Annotated in this window: 17 protein-coding genes and 1 tRNA gene; 5 read left to right on the top strand and 13 right to left on the bottom strand. The window is 57.6% G+C overall.

What is annotated here, in order from left to right:
- Positions 1-445: 445 nt before the first annotated feature.
- The 4 genes from msrQ to clpB all read right to left on the bottom strand — a co-directional run bounded on the left by msrQ (position 446) and on the right by clpB (position 6,306).
- Positions 446-1,057, bottom strand: a complete 612-nt coding sequence (msrQ, locus tag WG622_RS15500) for a protein-methionine-sulfoxide reductase heme-binding subunit MsrQ (RefSeq protein WP_339404422.1) — start codon at positions 1,055-1,057, stop codon at positions 446-448.
- Positions 1,057-1,962 (bottom strand): protein-methionine-sulfoxide reductase catalytic subunit MsrP, encoded by a 906-nt coding sequence (gene msrP / locus WG622_RS15505; protein ID WP_339404423.1) that lies wholly within the window; start codon positions 1,960-1,962, stop codon positions 1,057-1,059. Before msrP ends, msrQ begins: the two co-directional genes overlap by 1 nt.
- A 111-nt stretch (positions 1,963-2,073) precedes the next feature.
- Positions 2,074-3,543, bottom strand: a complete 1,470-nt coding sequence (locus WG622_RS15510; protein WP_339404504.1) for an FMN-binding glutamate synthase family protein — start codon at positions 3,541-3,543, stop codon at positions 2,074-2,076.
- Between the two features lie 147 nt (positions 3,544-3,690).
- Positions 3,691-6,306, bottom strand: a complete 2,616-nt coding sequence (gene clpB, locus WG622_RS15515) for an ATP-dependent chaperone ClpB (RefSeq protein ID WP_339404424.1) — start codon at positions 6,304-6,306, stop codon at positions 3,691-3,693.
- A gap of 198 nt (positions 6,307-6,504) precedes the next feature.
- Here clpB and WG622_RS15520 point away from each other — a divergent pair, with 198 nt between their 5' ends.
- Together WG622_RS15520 and pyrF are read left to right on the top strand one after the other, a co-directional pair.
- Positions 6,505-6,768: a hypothetical protein gene (locus WG622_RS15520; RefSeq protein ID WP_339404425.1), complete on the top strand. Its 264-nt coding sequence runs from the start codon at positions 6,505-6,507 to the stop codon at positions 6,766-6,768.
- A 75-nt stretch (positions 6,769-6,843) separates the two neighbouring features.
- Positions 6,844-7,539, top strand: a complete 696-nt coding sequence (gene pyrF, locus WG622_RS15525) for an orotidine-5'-phosphate decarboxylase (protein ID WP_339404426.1) — start codon at positions 6,844-6,846, stop codon at positions 7,537-7,539.
- On the opposite strand, the gene WG622_RS15530 is transcribed toward pyrF, so the two are convergent.
- Positions 7,536-7,994: an NUDIX domain-containing protein gene (locus WG622_RS15530; RefSeq protein WP_339404427.1), complete on the bottom strand. Its 459-nt coding sequence runs from the start codon at positions 7,992-7,994 to the stop codon at positions 7,536-7,538. The two genes, pyrF and WG622_RS15530, sit on opposite strands and share 4 nt — an antisense overlap.
- On the opposite strand from WG622_RS15530, the gene WG622_RS15535 reads away from it, so the two are divergent.
- Positions 7,993-9,246, top strand: coding sequence for a DNA polymerase IV (locus WG622_RS15535; RefSeq protein ID WP_339404428.1), 1,254 nt, complete (start codon positions 7,993-7,995; stop codon positions 9,244-9,246). The two genes, WG622_RS15530 and WG622_RS15535, sit on opposite strands and share 2 nt — an antisense overlap.
- 60 nt (positions 9,247-9,306) lie before the next feature.
- Here WG622_RS15535 and WG622_RS15540 read toward each other — a convergent pair whose 3' ends face one another.
- Positions 9,307-10,167 carry an N-formylglutamate amidohydrolase gene (locus WG622_RS15540; RefSeq protein WP_339404429.1) on the bottom strand — a complete coding sequence of 287 codons (861 nt, stop codon included), beginning with the start codon at positions 10,165-10,167 and terminating at the stop codon, positions 9,307-9,309.
- A gap of 150 nt (positions 10,168-10,317) precedes the next feature.
- Here WG622_RS15540 and WG622_RS15545 point away from each other — a divergent pair.
- Positions 10,318-10,392, top strand: a tRNA-Val gene (locus tag WG622_RS15545).
- Between the two features lie 77 nt (positions 10,393-10,469).
- The gene (gene ykgO, locus WG622_RS15550) at positions 10,470-10,595 is read left to right on the top strand and encodes a type B 50S ribosomal protein L36 (RefSeq protein WP_012177066.1); all 126 of its coding nucleotides are present in this window, start codon (positions 10,470-10,472) and stop codon (positions 10,593-10,595) included.
- A 75-nt stretch (positions 10,596-10,670) separates the two neighbouring features.
- Here the strand turns inward: ykgO and WG622_RS15555 are convergent, their stop codons facing one another.
- The 7 genes from WG622_RS15555 to WG622_RS15585 all read right to left on the bottom strand — a co-directional run bounded on the left by WG622_RS15555 (position 10,671) and on the right by WG622_RS15585 (position 19,079).
- Positions 10,671-11,660 (bottom strand): Hint domain-containing protein, encoded by a 990-nt coding sequence (locus tag WG622_RS15555; protein ID WP_339404430.1) that lies wholly within the window; start codon positions 11,658-11,660, stop codon positions 10,671-10,673.
- Positions 11,661-11,779: 119 nt separating this feature from the next.
- The gene (locus WG622_RS15560) at positions 11,780-13,399 is read right to left on the bottom strand and encodes a peptidoglycan-binding protein (RefSeq protein ID WP_339404431.1); all 1,620 of its coding nucleotides are present in this window, start codon (positions 13,397-13,399) and stop codon (positions 11,780-11,782) included.
- A 108-nt stretch (positions 13,400-13,507) separates the two neighbouring features.
- The gene (locus WG622_RS15565; protein WP_339404432.1) at positions 13,508-14,731 is read right to left on the bottom strand and encodes a phenylacetate--CoA ligase family protein; all 1,224 of its coding nucleotides are present in this window, start codon (positions 14,729-14,731) and stop codon (positions 13,508-13,510) included.
- 41 nt (positions 14,732-14,772) lie between these two features.
- A complete protein-coding gene (locus WG622_RS15570; protein WP_209358089.1) occupies positions 14,773-15,597 on the bottom strand; it encodes an ABC transporter ATP-binding protein in 825 nt (274 codons plus the stop codon).
- Positions 15,598-15,661: 64 nt separating this feature from the next.
- Complete coding sequence (locus tag WG622_RS15575) at positions 15,662-16,942, bottom strand: ABC transporter substrate-binding protein (protein ID WP_339404433.1); 1,281 nt, start codon at positions 16,940-16,942, stop codon at positions 15,662-15,664.
- A gap of 71 nt (positions 16,943-17,013) precedes the next feature.
- A complete protein-coding gene (locus tag WG622_RS15580) occupies positions 17,014-18,090 on the bottom strand; it encodes a branched-chain amino acid ABC transporter permease (protein WP_339404434.1) in 1,077 nt (358 codons plus the stop codon).
- A gap of 2 nt (positions 18,091-18,092) precedes the next feature.
- Positions 18,093-19,079 (bottom strand): branched-chain amino acid ABC transporter permease, encoded by a 987-nt coding sequence (locus WG622_RS15585; RefSeq protein WP_339404435.1) that lies wholly within the window; start codon positions 19,077-19,079, stop codon positions 18,093-18,095.
- Positions 19,080-19,125: the final 46 nt, after the last annotated feature.

Genomic DNA, 19,125 nt, shown 5'->3' on the forward strand with positions numbered 1-19,125 from the left:
TACAAACCAAACCGCCCGCATATCTCTTCGATATCATCACAATGTCAAAAAACGTGGCCAGCTAAAAAACCAACCGAAGAGACAAACAAGACCAGATGCGCCCTAACTTCCGGCGCGCCCCGCCTCAAATTCCCTAGATGACCAACCAACCAGCGTCGCTGCCCCGTCGGTGAAGCGGGTTCTATGCTTAGTCTCAGAGAGTCGCAACACCCTTTTTCAAACTTTCTGAAAAAAGTTCACCAAAAGGTATTAAGTTGAATAAATTCAGATGATTAAGGGCATGAAGAACATTCAAAATCTTCACCCCGGAACGAATACGGCCCGACAGAATTGCCGGGCCACATCGCATAACACCTATATATTGCGGCAAACCTTTACGACTCTACTAGAAAACCAGAACGTCCGAGTCGCCTCATTCTCAGAATCTTTGTGGGATTCGCCTGACTTACGCCTTTTGAACCCCCGCCATGCGCTTGCTGCTTTTTGGCAGGCGCATCGCCAAAAGCCCAACGATCAAGCCAAGATAAATCAAAGGTTCGAGCTGAAAGCCTTTCACAAGCCAGACGAAGTGCACACCCCCTAAAAGACAGGCCGCATAGGTCAGCTTATGGAGCCTGCGCCATGTCGGCCCCAGTTTGCGCACGGACCAGTTGTTCGACGTCACCGCCAGCGGGATCATCACGAGGAAACCAGCCATGCCAATCGTCAAATAAGGACGCTTCAGGATGTCCGCCCAGACTTGCGAGAGGATCTGAACATCCAGCACCAGCCAGACCAAGAGATGCGCGAAGACATAGAAGAACGCAATCACACCAATCGCGCGGCGGAATTTCATGAGGTTCAGCCCAACACGCTGACGCAATGGCGTGACCGCCAACCCTAGGATCAAAAGCTGCAGGGCACGTTCACCCAATGCATGCTCCATAACCTTGACCGGGTCTACGCCAAGGCCGCCAGTCAGACCTTGGTACAAAAGCCAAACAGGATAGGCAGCCCCAAGGACGTAGAGAACCCAGGTGGGGATCTTGCGCAGATATGTGTTGAGCGTATTGACCATCAGTAGAACTTCGCCAGATCCATGCCTTCATAAAGGCTCGCGACCTCGTCCTCATAGCCGTTGAACATCAGCGTTTCTTTGCGGCGCGCGAACAGGCCTCCGCCAATGGTGCGTTCAGACGCCTGAGACCAGCGCGGGTGATCCACATTCGGGTTCACGTTGGAATAGAAGCCATACTCGCGGGAATTGGCTTTGTTCCAGCTGGTCGGAGGCTCTTTATCGGTCAGAGTGATTTTCACCACGGATTTGATCGACTTAAAGCCGTATTTCCATGGCACCACCAAACGCATCGGTGCGCCGTTTTGGTTGGGGATGTCTTGGCCATAGATGCCTGTCGCCATAATGGTCAGCGGATGCATCGCCTCGTCCAGACGGAGGCCTTCCACATAGGGCCAATCGAGCGTGCGGAACCGTTGGCCCGGCATTTCCTCAGGACGGTAGAGCGTCTCAAAGGCCACGTATTTCGCGCCGGACTTCACTCCGGCCATGTTCAAAAGATCCGCCAGTTCAAAGCCGTTCCATGGCACCACCATCGACCAGGCCTCGACACAGCGGAACCGGTAGATGCGTTCTTCGACGGTCATCTGGGACATGATGTCCTCAAATGAATAATCGCCGGGATTGTCCACCATCCCATCAATCGTCACGGCCCAGGGCTTGGTGGTCAGCATATGCGCGTTCTTGGCCGGGTCATCCTTGCCCGTACCAAACTCATAGAAGTTGTTGTAGGTCGTGATGACCTCAAAGCTATCTGGTTCCAGCGTGGCAGCGCGCGCTTGCCCAGCGCCCAAGGTTGTTGCAAGACCGGCCCCCGCAATCCCCACCATAATCTGGCGGCGGTTCAGAAACGCCGCGTGGGGCGTGACGTCGTCATGGGTCAGGTCATTCTTCCAACGGTGGGCCATAGCTGTCTCCTCTTTCGTGTTGAGACTGATGTAGGCGGAGGTGTCGCGCAAGACAAAGCACGATGGGTCACGAAGAGGTGCAGGGATTGTAACAATGCAGGTTCTAAGGCGTTACCGAGCCAGCACGTCTCCCAAAGGTTCCGACTTTCCGGCGTCACCCACAATGCGCACGTGATGACGGCGTAACTTGCGCGGCTCACTAACGCCGACGGAGTGCGCAATGGTTTCGACATCGGAAATGATGCCTTCGGCATAACGCGCGACTTTCTTGTATTTGTCCTCAACAACCAGCCCCTTTTGGAACCTTGGATCATGGGTTGTGATCCCGGTCGGGCAGGTATTCTTGTTACATTTCAACGCCTGAATGCAGCCCAAAGAGAACATAAACCCACGCGCCGAGGTCACGAAATCAGCCCCTGCAGCCAGCGCCCAGGCGACGTCTCCGGGATTGACGAGCTTACCACTGGCAATCAGGCGAATGCGGTCTTGAAACCCATAGGCCTTGCGCAGATCTGCCAGCATGGGCAGAGCTTCTCGCACTGACATGCCAACCAGATCCATGAGCGGCATTGGGGCCGCGCCCGTGCCGCCCTCGCCGCCGTCAATCGTGATGAAATCAGGCACATCATCTGGTCGCGAGGCGAAAGCCTCAAACATCTCTTCCAAAACCACCCGAGACCCAGCCACCGTCTTTATGCCTACTGGCAGACCACCGACCTCTCTTAGATGCGCGACGAAATCCAAGAGCGCGCTAAATGAGTCGACTTCGCGGTGACGATTAGGGGACAGACTGGCCTGACCTTCCGGGATACCCCGAATTTTCGCGATTTCAGAATTGACCTTAGCCGCAGGCAGGATGCCACCCTTGCCGGGCTTCGCCCCCTGCGCAAGTTTCAGCTCGATCATCTTCACCTGAGACGTTGCGGCGACCTCTTTTAGGCGATCGTCAGATAGGTTCCCCTCAGCATCGCGCACCCCGTATTTTGCGGTTCCGATCTGATAGACGATGTCGCAATTGCCCTCGAGGTGAAACGGAGACATGCCGCCTTCTCCGGTATTCAGCCAGACACCCGCTTTGGCCGCGCCTTTGCTGAGCGCGGTTACGGCGGGCCGCGACAGTGCGCCATAGCTCATACCCGAAATGTTAAAGAACGACGGCGCTGCGTAGGGATGTCGCGCGGTCGGCCCAATCAACAGGGGTTCTGATTTGGCGAACTCATCGTCCAGTGGCGGGAATGGGGCGTTGGCAAAGATGGGCGTGCCGGGAACAGAGGTGTTTCGCGTTGACCCGAAGGCGATTGAATTCGACTTGCCCGAACTCGCCCGTCCAATCCACTCTCGTTGCGCGCGGTTGAACGGCATTTCCTCGCGATCCATGGCAAAGAAATACTGGCGAAAGAACTCGCCCAGTTCGGAAAAAATGTGACGGAAGCGTCCGATGACAGGATAGTTCCGCCGGATTGCGTCCTGTGTCTGAGAGCGGTCGATGATGAACAGGATCACCGCGACCAAGGCCAGCAGTCCCACGGCCCAGACAAACATAAGGCCGAGAAATTCCACGACATAAAAGGCGCGTTCCATGGACATCGCAACTCTCTCCAACTGACAAAACTAAGGTCACTGTGAGAGATGCCACCCCGACGAGCAAGTCACGATGGGCGCAAGCGCGCGAGCAATTTCGTGAGCTTTGTTGCAAAAACGGCGGACCGAAGCCCGCCGTTTCGAGTGTTAGTGTACGACCGCATCATCCGGTCTGGGTGACCCCGAGGATCCAACCCGATCCCCGATCATCAAACCCTCGGGGCTTGCGGTCACTGGGATCGTCTCGCCGTCTTTTACGTCTCCCGCCAGCAGCATTTCCGCCAGTGGGTTTTGCAAAGCACGCTGGATCACGCGTTTCAGAGGCCGCGCGCCAAAGACCGGATCATAACCTTCATCCGCCAACCATTTGCGCGCATCCTCATCCAGAGAGATCTCGATCTTGCGAGCCGCCAGACGTTTGATCAGACGCGCGAGCTGGATATCGACGATGCCGTCCATATCCGCGCGACCCAGGCGATCAAAGATGATGGTTTCATCCAGCCGGTTCAGGAACTCGGGCCGGAAATGGGCGCGCACCGCATCCATCACATCACGCTTGGCCTGAGAAGCGTCTGCACCATCGGGCAATTGGCTCAATGCCTGTGCGCCGAGGTTAGACGTCAGGATGATCAGCGTCTGTTTGAAATCAACGGTTCGGCCCTGACCATCTGTCAAAACACCATCATCGAGCACCTGCAGCAGCACATTGAAGACATCCGGATGCGCCTTTTCGACCTCGTCAAACAACACCACCTGATATGGCCTGCGCCGCACCGCTTCGGTCAACACGCCGCCTTCGTCATAGCCGACGTAACCCGGAGGCGCGCCGATCAGGCGGGCGACCGCATGTTTCTCCATGAATTCAGACATGTCGATGCGAACCATGGCGCTGTCGTCATCAAAGAGGAATTCCGCGACGGCTTTGGTCAATTCCGTCTTGCCGACGCCGGTTGGGCCAAGGAAGAGGAAAGAGCCCAAGGGGCGGTTTTCATCGTTTAGCCCAGCGCGCGCCCGACGCACAGCGTTTGAAACGGCGCGGACCGCCGGGCTCTGCCCGATGACGCGCCGGTGCAGATCATCTTCCATGCGCAAGAGCTTCTCACGCTCGCCTTCCAGCATCTTGGACGTTGGTATTCCGGTCCAGCGCTCGACCACGGCCGCGATCTGTTCAGGGCGCACGGCTTCTTCGACGATCAGATCGTCCTCAGCCTCTTCGGCCTCCGACAGTTGTTTTTCCAAGGCTGGGATCACGCCGTAAGACAGCTCTCCGGCCTTTGCCAGATTGCCGTCGCGCTTTGCGATTTCCAGATCGGCGCGCGCCTGGTCCAATTGTTCTTTCAGATCCCGAGCCGAGGCCAGCTTGTCCCGACCTGCCTGCCACTTCGCGGTCAGCTCGGCAGAGCGATCCTGCAGATCCGCAAGATCTTTTTCCAATTTGCCCAAACGATCCTTGGACGCAGCATCATCCTCGCGCCGTAAGGCCTCGGCCTCGATCTGCATTTGCAGGATCTGACGGTCCAAAGCATCAAGTTCCTCTGGTTTTGAGTCCACTTCCATCCGCAAACGGCTCGCGGCCTCATCCACCAGGTCGATGGCTTTGTCCGGTAAGAACCGGTCGGTGATATAGCGATGGCTCAGGGTCGAGGCCGACACCAACGCGCTGTCAGAAATCCGCACCCCGTGATGCAGCTCGTATTTCTCTTTGATGCCGCGCAGGATCGAGATCGTGTCTTCGACTGTCGGTTCCTCAACCACCAAAGGCTGGAACCGCCGTGCGAGGGCCGCGTCTTTTTCCACGTGTTTGCGGTACTCATCTAATGTGGTCGCGCCCACGCAGTGCAACTCTCCGCGCGCCAAGGCCGGTTTGATCAGGTTCGCCGCATCCATCGCACCATCGGTTTTGCCGGCCCCAACAAGCATATGCATCTCGTCGATAAAGAGGATCACATCGCCCGCGGCCTCGGTGACTTCGGTCAGAACGGCCTTCAAACGTTCCTCAAACTCACCACGATATTTCGCACCGGCAATCAAAGCGCCCATATCCAGCGCCAAGAGTTGTTTGTTGCGCAGCGACTCCGGCACGTCGCCATTGACGATCCGCAGTGCAAGCCCTTCGGCAATCGCGGTCTTACCCACGCCCGGTTCCCCAATCAGAACTGGATTGTTCTTGGTCCGGCGGCTGAGGATCTGCATAGACCGGCGGATTTCATCATCTCGGCCAATGATCGGGTCAATCTTGCCCTCGCGCGCACGTTCCGTCAGATCCTGCGCGTATTTCTTAAGCGCGTCATAACCCTCTTCGGCCGTCGCAGAATCCGCTGTGCGCCCTTTGCGAATGTCATTGATCGCGCCATTCAACGCCTGCGCGTTCACCGCGCCCGCTTCCAAAGCCTCGCGCGCCTTGGACTTCACCAAGGCCAAAGCCATCAGAATGCGCTCCACGGGAACAAAACTATCGCCTGCCTTCTTGGCAACCTTCTCGGCCTCATCCAGAACCCGCACCGAAGCATTGTCCATATAGGCCTGCCCCGCATCGCCCGAGACCCGCGCGATCTTGCTTACTGCCAGATCCACAGCCTCTACTACGCGGTTCGGTGCCCCGCCCGCGCGTTTGATCAGATTGGACGCAAGCCCCTGATCATCATCCATCAATGCTTTGAGCAAATGTTCGGGCATCAACCGTTGGTGATTTTCCCGCATCGCAATGGTCTGCGCCGCCTGAATGAATCCGCGCGACCGCTCCGTGAACTTGTTCAAGTCCATGGTTCTCTCCTTCTCTAAAGCGCCCCAGGTCGGTCTGGCGCCCGCTTTGCGGCACGCCCCAGTCTTGGGCCTCTCTCTTAATTTGGCAATTGTCTGTTACAATTCAAGAATACCCTGCCCCATAGTGGCATATTTTTCGCCGCTAGGGGTTTGTTAATGATGGCCTGCCATACCGATCTGTAAGGTACGGAGAATTTTATGAAAGTTGTTCGCGTGGATCTGCTGGAGCGAGAGATCACCCCATGCGGGCGCTGCATTGGCAAAGCGCGTATCTGCTTGTCAACGGGCGAGAACATCGTAGTGGACTGCACCTTTCCCTTCGCGGGCGTTGGGGGATTGCATGGGCTCAATAGCCTGTTTGCGCGCGCCGCCATTCGTCAGATGAAACGCCTGCCCGAATTCGCCGGAACCTCCTTAGAAATCGCCAAACACGCGATGCCTCGGGCGATGGAATGGGCCTGACAGGGTTGCCCCCACGCGCTGAGGCTCTTAGAGAGAGACAATTTTGTCCACACGCCAGATCCCGGAGCCCTACCCATGTCAGATGACCGCCTCATCGTCGCCCTCGATGTCCCAAACGCCCTGCAGGGGTTGAAACTGGCTGAACAGATCGGCGAAGCGGTGTCTTTCTATAAAATAGGCTTGGGCATGCTGACGGGCGGAGGCCTTGCGCTCGCCAACGAGCTGAAGACAGAGCACGGCAAACGCATCTTTCTGGACATGAAGCTTTTTGACATCGGCGCGACCGTGGAAAACGCGGTGCGTGGCCTGGCGCAGTTTGATCTGGATTTTCTGACGGTGCATGGGGACCCCTATGTGGTGAAAGCTGCCAAAGAAGGTGCTGCAGGCAAAGGCCTCAAGATCCTTGCGGTCACCATTCTGACGTCGCTGGATCGTCAGGATCTGGATGGGGCCTTGATCAAAGACGGAGAGATCCGCGATCTGGTACAGGAACGCGCGGGCAAAGCCTTTGAGGCGGGTGCAGATGGTGTGATTGCTAGCCCACAAGAGGCCGCTTTGATCCGGGCATTGCCTGAGGCCGAAGGCAAACTGATCGTGACGCCCGGCGTGCGTCCAACAGGCGCGGCGCTCGGCGATCAAAAACGTGTCGCGACGCCTGCAAATGCGATCAAAGACGGCGCAGACCATATCGTCGTGGGCCGCCCTGTCTGGCAAGCCGCCAACCCGAAAGGCGCAGCACAAGCGATCATTGACGAACTCAGCGCGCTCTAAAGGCCCGCAATCCAATCCGCCAAGCGCTGCTGAAACTGCGGCACGGCCATCTCATGAGACAAATATGCATCGGGCGTCATCCGCCCGAGCGCTTTGCCTTCGTCCTGCAAAGAAATGGAAGCGGCACGCTCAACCGGCACGGATGCCACAAAGAACCAAACGTTTTTGCCGCGCGAATTGACGTACTGACGCGCCCATAGCAAATCGCTTGGCTCCAACTCCAAGCCGCTTTCCTCTGTCGCTTCACGCGCCGCACATTCCCAAGGGCTCTCGTCCCCCTCGCGACCTCCTCCCAAAACATCCCAATGTCCCGGCCATGGAATCGTCGGAATATCATCCCGCAGCAAGCAAATGATCTCGCTCCCGACAAAAACTGCCACCTTGGCCCCGACAAAGCGGATGTGCGCGCCCGCCTCAAATGCTATGCTGGGGATCTCATCACCCGAGTGAACCATGCCTGCCCTCTGCCGCGATTGCCTCTCTGACGTCTCCGATGCCCGCCGCTGCCCAAACTGCGGCAGTATGCGGATCGTGCGCCATGAGGAACTCTATGATCTTAGCATCGCTCATATGGATTGTGATGCCTTCTACGCAAGTGTGGAAAAACGGGACAACCCGGAACTGGCCGACAAACCTGTCATTATCGGAGGCGGCAAACGCGGCGTTGTCTCCACCGCCTGCTATGTCTCGCGCATCCGAGGCGTGAGATCGGCGATGCCGATGTTCAAAGCGCTGGATCTTTGCCCGGACGCCGTGGTCGTGAAACCCCGCATGTCGGTTTACGCAGAGGTCAGCCGCCAGGTGCGCGCCCTCATGGATGAGCTCACACCGGCGGTTGAACCCCTGTCGCTGGACGAAGCCTTCATTGACCTGACCGGCACCGAAAAACTCCACGGAGCCCCGCCCGCCGTCATGCTCGCCCGCCTCGTCAAACGAATGAAGGACGAGCTAGGCATCACAGGCTCCATCGGCCTCAGCCACAACAAGTTCCTCGCCAAGGTCGCCTCTGACCTCGACAAGCCCCAGGGCTTTGCCATCATCGGAGCGGCTGAAACAGCGGATTTCCTGCATGACAAACCCGTACGTTTGATCTGGGGCGTCGGCCCAGCGGCCCAAGCGGGCCTCGAAAGCGCGGGGATCCACACATTCTCAGATCTCCTGCGTTGGGATCAACGCGAACTCACAGACCGGTTCGGCTCTATGGGCTTTCGCCTCTGGCACCTCGCGCGCGGCGAAGACCGGCGCAAAATCACCGCCCGCGCGCCGGTGAAAAGCATCAGCAAAGAAACCACTTTCTTTGAAGACACGTCCGATCTTGATATCCTAGACGGTCACCTATGGCGATTGGCCGAACAGGTTGCAGACCGCGCCAAGGCAAAATCCAAAGCAGGCCGCGTTGTGACGCTTAAACTCAAACGCAAAGACTTTACTCTGATCAGTCGCCGCCAAAGCCTGCGCGATGCCACGCAAATGACCGACACGATCTACACAACGGCGCGCGCCCTTTTCGACACTTGCGCACGCAAAGGCCCGTTCCGGCTCATCGGCGTTGGCATCTCAGATATCGTCGAGGACTCTGCTGCCGACCTAAGCGCAGATCTACTCGACCCAAAGGCCGCCCAACGCCGCGAAGCTGAACGCGCAACCGACAAAATCCGCGCGCGATTTGGCAACGACGCAATCCTCAAAGGCCGCGCGATGCGTTAAGCCTTTCTCTTGTCAAAAATATCCTGGGGTGAGCGACGCATGACGCGAGGGGCAAAGCCCCTATTCTGCCGCCAATTGCTGTGAAGGCCGCCCAATAGCAACTACATCAGAAATGACCCGAGACAATCGTTCCCGCACCTCATCAAACCCGCCATGCGGCTCAATCAGCTGTTCATCCATATAGATCGACCTATCAATTTCGATCTGAATCGCATGTTGATTGCGTCCCAAGCGCCCATAGTGCTGGGTCACATAAGCGCCGGCAAACGGGGCATTGCGAGCCACGACAAAGCCAGCCGCAGCAAAAGCCGCCTCAACTTGCTCTACGATCTCGCCACTCGCCGAGGTACCAAAGCGATCCCCAAGCACGATCTCTGGCCGCGTTCCGCTCTTGTCGCGCAAACTGTCCAAAGCCTCTCGCGGCATGGAGTGACAATCCAACAAGATCGCCTGACAGAAATTCGCAAGCGCGTCATTCAGCAAAGATTGCAACGTCTTATGGTAGGGACGCCAATAGGTTTCTAAGCGGCTTTCCGCCTCATCCAGCCCGATTTTGCCGCGATAGATCGCACGTCCATTGGACACCACCCGTGGAATCACCCCGAGTCCAGAGGCCACACGTGGATTGTTCCCAATGCCCCTCACACCGGTGATCAAGGCTGGATCAAGCTCATCTGCACTGCGATTGTAATCGACAAAGGCACGCGGCACCCCGGCGCGCAACAGAGGCGCTCCAAACTTGGGCGCAGCGTCAAAAAGCCTGTCTACAAAGGCGTCTTCCGAGCTTCGGATCGCATGCGCGTTCAAAATCGAGCGTCGCAGGAGCGCATCAGGATAGGCGTTGCCGCTATGGGGCGACGCGAACACCACAGATGAGGTGCAAGGATCTGGGCGATCCAGCATATAGGCCTGACTGCTCATGGACTCTCCTGTTCCATGCATAAGATAGCGCGAAAAAGATATTTTTCGAAAGCCCTTGATCCCCCCTGCGACTCCTTTTATAGACGCCTCCACCAGCGCGGACTTCCGCGCTCCTTTTTCTTGAGGAGCAGGGATTTGCAAAGGTTTCATGGGCGATTAGCTCAGCGGTAGAGCACTTCGTTGACATCGAAGGGGTCACTAGTTCGATCCTAGTATCGCCCACCATGAATTCATCGCTTGGATCAAGGTCCAGGTAGCCCGCTAACCAGGCGCATGTCGCGCCGCGAAATGAGGAGAAGGCCATGAAGGTCAAGAACTCGCTCCGCTCGCTCAAGCAGCGTCACCGCGACTGCCGTGTTGTGCGCCGTAAGGGCCGCGTTTATGTGATCAACAAAACGCAACGCCGGTTCAAAGCACGTCAGGGCTAAGCCCAAAACGGACTTGCTTCGTAAAAAAGGCCGCTCTTTTGGGCGGCTTTTTTGATTCTGGGATTCCGGTTCCTGCTAGGCTTTCCCGGCCTGTGCAACGATCGGGCGATTGTTCTTCATATGCCGCGCCATCAATTTATTCGTCCGCTTGCGAGACGGAATTGGGCGTGCCGGCATCGTATAGACTTCGCCGCCACCGACATGCGGGAACAGGGAAATAAGCTCTTTAACAGCCTCCGCCCCGAGGGATTTCATAATGCCTGGCCCGATCAAAAGGCTTTCCGTCTCGGCGCCCTCGGCAAGGATGATTTCATGATCATCAAAGACCAGATGAAAATAGCCGACATCAGTCAGAGAAGAGTCCACAAAGACCCCCGGAACCTCCAACAGCTTGGCCGCTGCAACCAAAACCTCGGCCTGCCCGAACATGCGCTGCGCGATGGCTGATTTGATCACCATGCGATGCTGCCGAGACACCAAAAGATCCCGAGTCGGCATGCCGCCACCAAGCGCCCCGGCGACAATGCGGATAGGACGCAGATGCGGACTTCGCACCTGTCGTTTTTGCGAAACAGTGGTCGACATCACCCCGCGCAAGGTCAGAACACGCCCATCGGCGGCGCAAATCTTGTCGCCTTCTTCCAAATCTTGAACAGCGCGCGGTCCGTTCGGAGTCGCAACCCGTGTTCCTGCAACCAGACACGCAGGACCTAGCAGATCTACATCCAGAGACCCCGAGCCTGTGACGTAGGTCGTAGACACGAGCGAAGACTCTTTAAGCACAGTGCCGTCCGTCGGCGTGAACACTTCGCGCCCGTCTGCCAGATACAGCGTGGTACCTGTCACCGTCGTTTGGCCGCCGCCCGGCAGGCGCACTGTGATTGTATCGCCCGGATAGGCTCGGATCACATCGCTGCCATCGATGCTATCGCCGCCCTCACGACCGATGTCGCCATCATCATCGGCATCGATCATGTCAAACGTATAGACATGCAACGTGTTCCCCGCTGGAGGCGGAGAAAACGCGTCAATCAGCCAGAACTGATCGGTATAGGACGCTGGCATAGCTGCTCTCTTGCTCAACCGGCCCAGATTTGCGGGCTCTTTGTCTAATTAGAACAGCGAATACCACGCCCGGACGGAAAAATCGAGGCGTGGCAGCAAGTTACAACCAACGGGAGAACTCAACCTCCGAGCAATAACCTTACCATTGTGGCTTGGTCGATATAGCCAGTCACGTTCAACCCACGTGCCTTTTGAAAGCGCCGGATTGCGCGGCGGGTTGAAGCATCGAACTCTCCGTCCACTGTCCCAGGATCCAATCCCAAACCAGAGAGTCTCCCTTCGATCAGCAGGCGGGTGGCCGAATTGCGCGCTACGGCGTTTTCGGTCGCGCCAAATTGCGCGCGCAGCTGTTCCGAACGGGCTTCTTCTTCCAGCTCTGCAATCCGAGTTTTCGCAGTCTCTGCAAAGGCCCCGTCGGGGTAGTCCGCAAGGAAATCCTCATAGGCTTGAATCGTATTATCCGCCTCAGCACGATCCCAAGCGGCGCGTTCCCGACCGCTCAGCTCGGCACGCCGTTCGGCTTCAAAATCCGCAATACCGTCGCGGGCGATATCGGCGAAGATTCCGTCAGGATAGCGATCCAGATACAGGCGGTAGTCTTCTTCCAGACCGGTGATGCCGGTTGCATTCCAATAGGCACGGTCCCGCGCCTCTTCGACCAGACGACGACGGCGGGCTTCTTCTTCAAGCTCGGCTGCGCGACGGGCTGCGACTTCCGTCAACAATGACAGTTGGTCGCGATCAAGAAACCCATGCGGCTCGAGGCGATTGTCTTCTTGCCACGCCACGATAGCGCGCCGCGTCGCAGGGCCAAAGACGCCATCAATGCCGCGCGGGTCATAACCCAACAGCGCCAGAGACCGTTGGATTTCTTGGCGCTTAGACCGGTTCAACCGCAGATCCGTCTCAGCCTGTTTGATGGCCGCCTCGCGGTCTTGCTCAGTCCCGATGATCGCCTGCGCGGCTTGATCCGCAAACAGACCGTCGGGATAGCGATTGAGATAGGCGTCATAGGCCTCTGGTGTGCCGATGTCGCGCACAGCGCTCCAATAGGCCAGCTCACCGATATCCTCAGGCGGCTCGCTTTCGGCCACCGTAAAGGCCGTTGTGCTGGAGACGTACCCGTCGACCGTAGCGCCAGATGAGGCCAGTTCTGCCGTCGTCGATCCTGGCCTTAAAAGCGCGTTGATCGCCCGTTGCACCTGACGAGATGTTCCGGACACAGAGGTCACGCCCTGCGGTAAATTCAGCGCACCAAGGCCGTTTTCAAGGTCAACCAATCCATCCAGCGGGCGCGGGCTGGGAATGGTCGCCAGAACGGCGCTGCCGGCAGAGGATCCAAGCGCGCGGTCCAACAGATAGAAGGGCAGAGCCTTGCTTCCCAGATCATAGCGATCCGGCGTGCGCCCGCCTTGCGACATGATCCACGTGCGCTCATCATCATGGACGATATGCCCCCGCAACAGGATAATCGTACGCCCCGGTTCTCCTTGGGTTGCGGCCTCCAGTGCAAAGACGGCCGCGCGCATCCGTGACAGGGTCGGGTTGTCGAGCCGGTCGACCTCGAAGCCTTCGGAAATCAGGCGCGACCGGATCGCATTGATCCGCCCGTCACTCGGCAGATCGGTCAGATGTTTGTAATTGCTCAGATCCACGATCAAAGCGCGATCTTTGGCACTGGCGGCAGAGGCCAGCAACGCGGTAACCATCGCGGCAACGGCCGCCCACTTCATACGCATAAATAGAACTCCTTACATGCGTTTGCATGCATCCCCAGACACAGTCTGCGCCAGAATCGGGCGTTTGGGAAGGTTCTTACGACGTCAGCTCAGGGGGAAAATCGCGGATCAACTGTCGTAGCTGCGTTGGTCTTCGATCACCAGACCATCGTTAGGCAGGCTGCCCGGCGCCACCAATTCGACCTTGCCGCGCAGTTTCAAAACGCTGGCGATACTGTCCTCATAGGCACCTGCGTCCTGCGCCTCGGTCTCTATCTGGACTGTCATGATGTCTTTCTCGTCCGCGCGGCTCGCGATGACGCGCGCACGGCGGACGTCTTCGTGTTTCGCGACCAAAGCGGCCACCTGTTCGGGGCGCACGAACATGCCTTTGATCTTGGTGGTTTGATCCGCACGACCCATCCAGCCCTTGATGCGCATATTGGTGCGGCCACAGGGGCTTTGGCCCTCAAGCACGGCGGACATGTCGCCAGTGGCAAAACGAATGAGCGGATAATCTGGGTTCAATGTGGTCACGACGACCTCGCCGACCTCACCCGGAGCCACCGGATTGCCGGTGCCGGGGGTGACGATCTCGACGATCACGCCTTCATCAACAATCATGCCCTCCATCGCGTCGGACTCGTAGGCGATATTGCCAAGATCCGCCGTGGCATAGCATTGGAGGCAGGTAATGCCTCGATCCGCATACTCCTGACGCAAACTTGGGAAAAGCGCCCCACCCCCGACAGCGGCTTTCGTGATCCCAAGCGACACGCCCAATTCAGCAGCCTTGTCCAGAATGACCTTCAGGTAATCTGGCGTCCCCGCATAAGCCGTTACGCCCATCGCTGCCGCGGCTGAGACCTGCAGTTCCGTCTGACCCGTTCCAGCTGGAAGAACCGTCGCCCCAACAGCCCGCGCGCCGTTTTCAAAGATCATGCCAGCGGGCGTGAGATGATAGCCGAAACAGTTCTGCACCACGTCCATCTCAGTCACGCCGCAGGCATGCAAAAACCGCCCCATCCGCCACCAATCGCGTGTCATTCCGCCCGGTTCATAAATTGGGCCCGGAGACTGAAAGATATGCGCGAACTCGGTCACAGGAATGGCGTTGAACCCACCCAACGGCGGCTTCTCACTCTGCGCTTGCACCAGATCCGACTTGCGCAGGATCGGCAGCTTAGAGAGCGCCTTCGCATCCGTCACATTCGCCGGGTTCACCTCTGCAAACCGCGCCGCATAGCCCGACAAAACCTTAGCCCGCGCAATCTGTTGCGGCAGCGCCATGGCCAAATCATTGGCGCGCTGATCGGCGGTTCTGGTCTCTAGGGCATCGAAGTAGCGGCTCATGGTGTCTCCTGTCGCTCGTGGGTTGGGGTGAAACGCGGGGCTTAGCTCAGCCAGCGTTTGCGGCGACGATACGAGCGCACATCGCGGAAGGACTTGCGGCCTTCGTCTGACATGCCGAGGTAGAATTCTTTGACGTCCGGGTTCTCGCGCAGCTCGGCGGCGGGGCCGTCCATCACGACGCGACCGGATTCCAGAATGTAGCCGTAGTGCGCAAAGCGCAGCGCCACATTGGTGTTCTGTTCGGCCAAAAGGAAGGTCACGCCTTCATTTTCATTGACCGACTTCACGATCTCAAAGATCTGCTCCACCAGTTGCGGCGCAAGGCCCATCGAAGGCTCGTCCAAGAGGATCGTCTCAGGCCGGCTCATCAAGGCGCGGCCCAGCGCGAGCATCTGCTGCTCGCCGCCCGAGGTATAGCCCGCTTGGCTCTTACGGCGCTCTTTGAGGCGGGGAAAATATGTATAAACCATCTCAAGATCCTGCTGGATCTCGGCCCCAGAGGCGCTGCGTGTATAGGCACCGGTCATGAGGTTTTCTTCGACTGTGAGGTGTTCAAAACAGTGACGGCCTTCCATCACCTGAATGACCCCGCGCTTGACCAAAGCCGCCGGATCCAGATCCTGAATACGGTCACCGCGATAGGTGATCTGGCCTTTGGTGACTTCACCGCGCTCGGAATGCAGCAGGTTAGAGACCGCCTTAAGCGTCGTCGTCTTGCCCGCACCATTGCCGCCCAGCAAAGCGGTGATGCCGCCCTTGGGGACGCTCAGGCTCACGCCTTTGAGCACGAGGATCACGTGGTTGTAGATCACTTCGATGTTGTTGACCTCAAGCAGGGTCTCATCTTGTGGGGCCGCATCCAGCATGAGTTTGAATTCCTTAATAGGTTGGATGCCCCGGCCCGCATTTGGCAGGCCGGAGCAATGTCACTTAGCTGCAGTTAGACGCGATGTTGTTCTCAGCCGCGTAGGCCGCGCTGTCTGCTTCGACCAGCGCGCCGATCACTTCGCCGTCTGTCGCCGCAAAGTCAGAGATCAGAGACCAAGTCTTGGACCCAGCATCCCACTGCGCAACGCCCACAAGGCCTTCGCCGCCGTGGTTCTCACAGGAGACGTCGAAGGAAGGGCCGAAGTTAGGCATGCCCAAAGCCGCCATCTTCTCTTCGGTGATCGAGAGCGCTTCCATACCGTCGCGCATCATGCCCGGGGTGATGTCTGCCACGCCGTGGATGCCCTGTGCGGTCTTGATCGCCTCGGCTGCGAGCATCGCGGCATAGAGACCACGGTTGTAAAGCACGTTGCCAACTTGATCGCCTGCACCTGCCGCTTTGCCCGCATCAACGACGTATTTGTTGATGTCGTCAAAAACCGGGAAGTCACGACCCACGTTGTGGAAGGCCAGCGCCTTATAGCCGTTGGACTTGTCGCCCGCTGGCAGCACGTCATGCTCTGCACCGGACCACCAGATGCCGATGAAGTTCTCCATTGGGAAACGGATGTTCGCCGCTTCTTGGATCGCCACCTGGTTCATCACGCCCCAGCCCCACATCAGGACAAAGTCAGGACGGTCACGACGGATTTGCAGCCACTGGGACTTCTGTTCCTGACCTGGGTGATCCACTGGCAGGAGGCTCAGCTCGTAGCCATGCTTGGCAGACAGCTCTTCCAGAGTACGGATCGGCTCTTTGCCGTAAGCAGAGTTGTGATAGACCAGCGCGATTTTCTTGCCGGACAAGTCACCGCCGTTTTCCGCGAGCAGATAGTTGATCGCGCCGGACGCGCCGTTCCAGTAGTTGCCAGGGTAGTTGAAGGTGTGGCTGAACACGTCGCCGTTCGCGGCAGATGTCCGGCCATAACCCATAGTGTGCATTGGAATGTCATCCGCGGTGGTCTTTGGGATCAGCTGATAGGTGATACCGGTAGACAGCGGTTGATAGACCAGAGCGCCTTCGCCCTTGGTGGACTCATAGCATTCAACGCCTTTTTCGGTGTTGTAGCCGGTTTCGCATTCAATCACACGCACAGGCACGCCGCCGATGCCACCGTCACGCTCGTTGAGCAGGGTGAAGTAATCTTCATAGCCATCCGCGAACGGGATGCCACCCGCTGCGTAAGGGCCGGTCCGGTAGCTGAGCGACGGGATCACAAGATCCGCCAGAACCGGGCTTGCCGCCATCACGGCGCCGACTGCCAATGTTGCTAGTTTCTTCATAGGGTGTCTCCTCCCATTGGTTGACCCATGATTAGGTGGCGGGTTGGCCCGCCTTGTCAGCTTGGCCCCTCTTAGTGAGGGAAGGGCCAGAGCCGTAGTTTCTCCTTGGCGACGCGCCAGAGTTGCGCGAGGCCATGGGGTTCCGCGATCAGGAAGATCACAATCAGTGCTCCGATGATCAGGAATTCGAGATGCGCTGCGAGGTCGGTTGGCCAGCCCAGACCGCCCACAAGCACGTTTTTCAAAAGGACGGGCAGCAGGACAAGGAAAGCCGCGCCAGCAAAGCTGCCGAAGATGGATCCAAGGCCACCGATGATAATCATAAAGAGGACAAGGAAGCTTTTGTTGATGCCAAAGACTTCGCCCACCTCAACCGCGCCCAGATAGACCGAGAAGAACAGCGCGCCCGAGACACCGACAAAGAAGCCCGAGACCGCAAAGGCCGAGATCTTGGCTTTCAGCGGGTTCACCCCGATGATTTCCGCCGCAATATCCATGTCGCGGATTGCCATCCAGGTCCGGCCTATTGTGCCGCGTGTCAGATTGCGGGCGATCAGAGCCAGCACGGTCAGGAACACGAGGCAGAAGAGGTATTTCGCCCAGGCGTCCGCATTTGGACCGGTGATGGTGATGTCAAAGAGGCTGCGCTCCGGCGAGTTGATCTGACCCGAGGCCGAGTAATTGTAGAACCATGGCACGCGGTTAAAGAGCCACACGAGGAAGAACTGCGCAGCCAGCGTCGCCACCGCGAGGTAGAAGCCTTTGATCCGCAGGGATGGCAAGCCAAAGAGGACACAGACAAAGGCCGTGATCCCGCCCGAGATGATGATGTGGAAGAACAGGTTGATCTCGGGAAATCCGGTCATCAGCTTGTAGCATGCATAGGCGCCCACAGCCATGAACCCGCCGGTCCCTAGGCTGACCTGACCGCAGTAACCCACGAGAATGTTCAGACCGATTGCCGCAATCGCATAGATCAGGAACGGCAGAAAGATCGCGTTGACCCAGTAGTCGTTGATCAGGAAGGGAATGACCGCAAAGGCTGCGAACATCACCGCGTAATACCGATAGCGATCAAACTTGATCGGAAAGGTCTGGTTGTCGTCTTTATAGGTGGTTTTGAAGTCACCGGCTTCACGATAGAACATGCTCAGACCCTCTCGATGATTTTTTCGCCAAACAGGCCCTGCGGCCTAAAGACGAGGAACAAAAGCGCCAGTACATAGGCGAACCAGTTCTCAGTTGCGCCGCCCACCAGAGGGCCGACGAGGAATTCAAACATCTTTTCACCGACACCGATAATCAGACCGCCCACGATGGCTCCGGGGATCGAGGTGAAGCCGCCGAGCATCAGAACCGGAAGGGCTTTGAGGGCAATCAGTGACAGCGAAAACTGCACGCCGGATTTGGTGCCCCACATGATGCCTGCAACCAGCGCGACGAACCCTGCAAGAGTCCAGACCATGACCCAGATGAAGTTCAGCGAAATGCCCACGGACAGCGCGGCTTGGTGATCATCCGCCACGGCGCGCATGGCGCGGCCCTGTTTGGTGTATTGCGCGAAAATGATCAGCGAGATCACAAGGAGCGCTGCAATGACCGTCGCCACAAGATCGAGGTTGTCGATAAAGAAGCCATAGCCGAACCAGCCATAGGTGGTCTCATCAATCAACAGGTTGATGCCTTGAGGCAGACCCACGTCGAGTTTCTTAATGTCAGAGCCCCACATCAGGTCGCCAAATCCTTCGAGGAAATAGGCCAGACCGATGGTCGCCATGAAAAGGATGATTGGTTCCTGACCCACCAGATGGCGGAAGATGAACTTTTGCACGCACCAGGCAAAAGCTGCCATGACTGCGACGGTGAAAGCGATGCCAAACACCGCTGGCAAATGCCAGCCAAAGTGGTGGATATGCGTACCAAAAATCGCGTTGATCAGATGGCTAAAGGGTACACGGCCCTCCATGATCCCAACCAAGGTCATCGCGGCAAAAAGCGCCATGACACCCTGGGCATAGTTAAAGATGCCCGAGGCTTTGTAGATCAAGACAAATCCCAGCGCGACAAGAGCATAAAGCACCCCGGCCATCAGGCCATTGAGGAAGACTTCCATGCCAAAGATAAAGGTATCAGGCATAAGCGCCTCCCTTTGAGGTCAAGTGTTCGAATTCTTTGAAAGAATT

The sequence above is a fragment of the Cognatishimia coralii genome, from assembly GCF_037478305.1.
Taxonomy (GTDB): Bacteria; Pseudomonadota; Alphaproteobacteria; order Rhodobacterales; family Rhodobacteraceae; genus Cognatishimia; species Cognatishimia coralii.

Excerpts from the sequence above, each read along its gene's own strand:
- msrQ (WP_339404422.1), bottom strand. The coding sequence starts at position 1,057 with ATGGTCAATACGCTCAACACATATCTGCGCAAGATCCCCACCTGGGTT.
- msrP (WP_339404423.1), bottom strand. The coding sequence starts at position 1,962 with ATGGCCCACCGTTGGAAGAATGACCTGACCCATGACGACGTCACGCCC.
- WG622_RS15510 (WP_339404504.1), bottom strand. The coding sequence starts at position 3,543 with ATGGAACGCGCCTTTTATGTCGTGGAATTTCTCGGCCTTATGTTTGTC.
- clpB (WP_339404424.1), bottom strand. The coding sequence starts at position 6,306 with ATGGACTTGAACAAGTTCACGGAGCGGTCGCGCGGATTCATTCAGGCG.
- WG622_RS15520 (WP_339404425.1), top strand. The coding sequence starts at position 6,505 with ATGAAAGTTGTTCGCGTGGATCTGCTGGAGCGAGAGATCACCCCATGC.
- pyrF (WP_339404426.1), top strand. The coding sequence starts at position 6,844 with ATGTCAGATGACCGCCTCATCGTCGCCCTCGATGTCCCAAACGCCCTG.
- WG622_RS15535 (WP_339404428.1), top strand. The coding sequence starts at position 7,993 with ATGCCTGCCCTCTGCCGCGATTGCCTCTCTGACGTCTCCGATGCCCGC.
- WG622_RS15530 (WP_339404427.1), bottom strand. The coding sequence starts at position 7,994 with ATGGTTCACTCGGGTGATGAGATCCCCAGCATAGCATTTGAGGCGGGC.
- WG622_RS15540 (WP_339404429.1), bottom strand. The coding sequence starts at position 10,167 with ATGAGCAGTCAGGCCTATATGCTGGATCGCCCAGATCCTTGCACCTCA.
- ykgO (WP_012177066.1), top strand. The coding sequence starts at position 10,470 with ATGAAGGTCAAGAACTCGCTCCGCTCGCTCAAGCAGCGTCACCGCGAC.
- WG622_RS15555 (WP_339404430.1), bottom strand. The coding sequence starts at position 11,660 with ATGCCAGCGTCCTATACCGATCAGTTCTGGCTGATTGACGCGTTTTCT.
- WG622_RS15560 (WP_339404431.1), bottom strand. The coding sequence starts at position 13,399 with ATGCGTATGAAGTGGGCGGCCGTTGCCGCGATGGTTACCGCGTTGCTG.
- WG622_RS15565 (WP_339404432.1), bottom strand. The coding sequence starts at position 14,731 with ATGAGCCGCTACTTCGATGCCCTAGAGACCAGAACCGCCGATCAGCGC.
- WG622_RS15570 (WP_209358089.1), bottom strand. The coding sequence starts at position 15,597 with ATGCTGGATGCGGCCCCACAAGATGAGACCCTGCTTGAGGTCAACAAC.
- WG622_RS15575 (WP_339404433.1), bottom strand. The coding sequence starts at position 16,942 with ATGAAGAAACTAGCAACATTGGCAGTCGGCGCCGTGATGGCGGCAAGC.
- WG622_RS15580 (WP_339404434.1), bottom strand. The coding sequence starts at position 18,090 with ATGTTCTATCGTGAAGCCGGTGACTTCAAAACCACCTATAAAGACGAC.
- WG622_RS15585 (WP_339404435.1), bottom strand. The coding sequence starts at position 19,079 with ATGCCTGATACCTTTATCTTTGGCATGGAAGTCTTCCTCAATGGCCTG.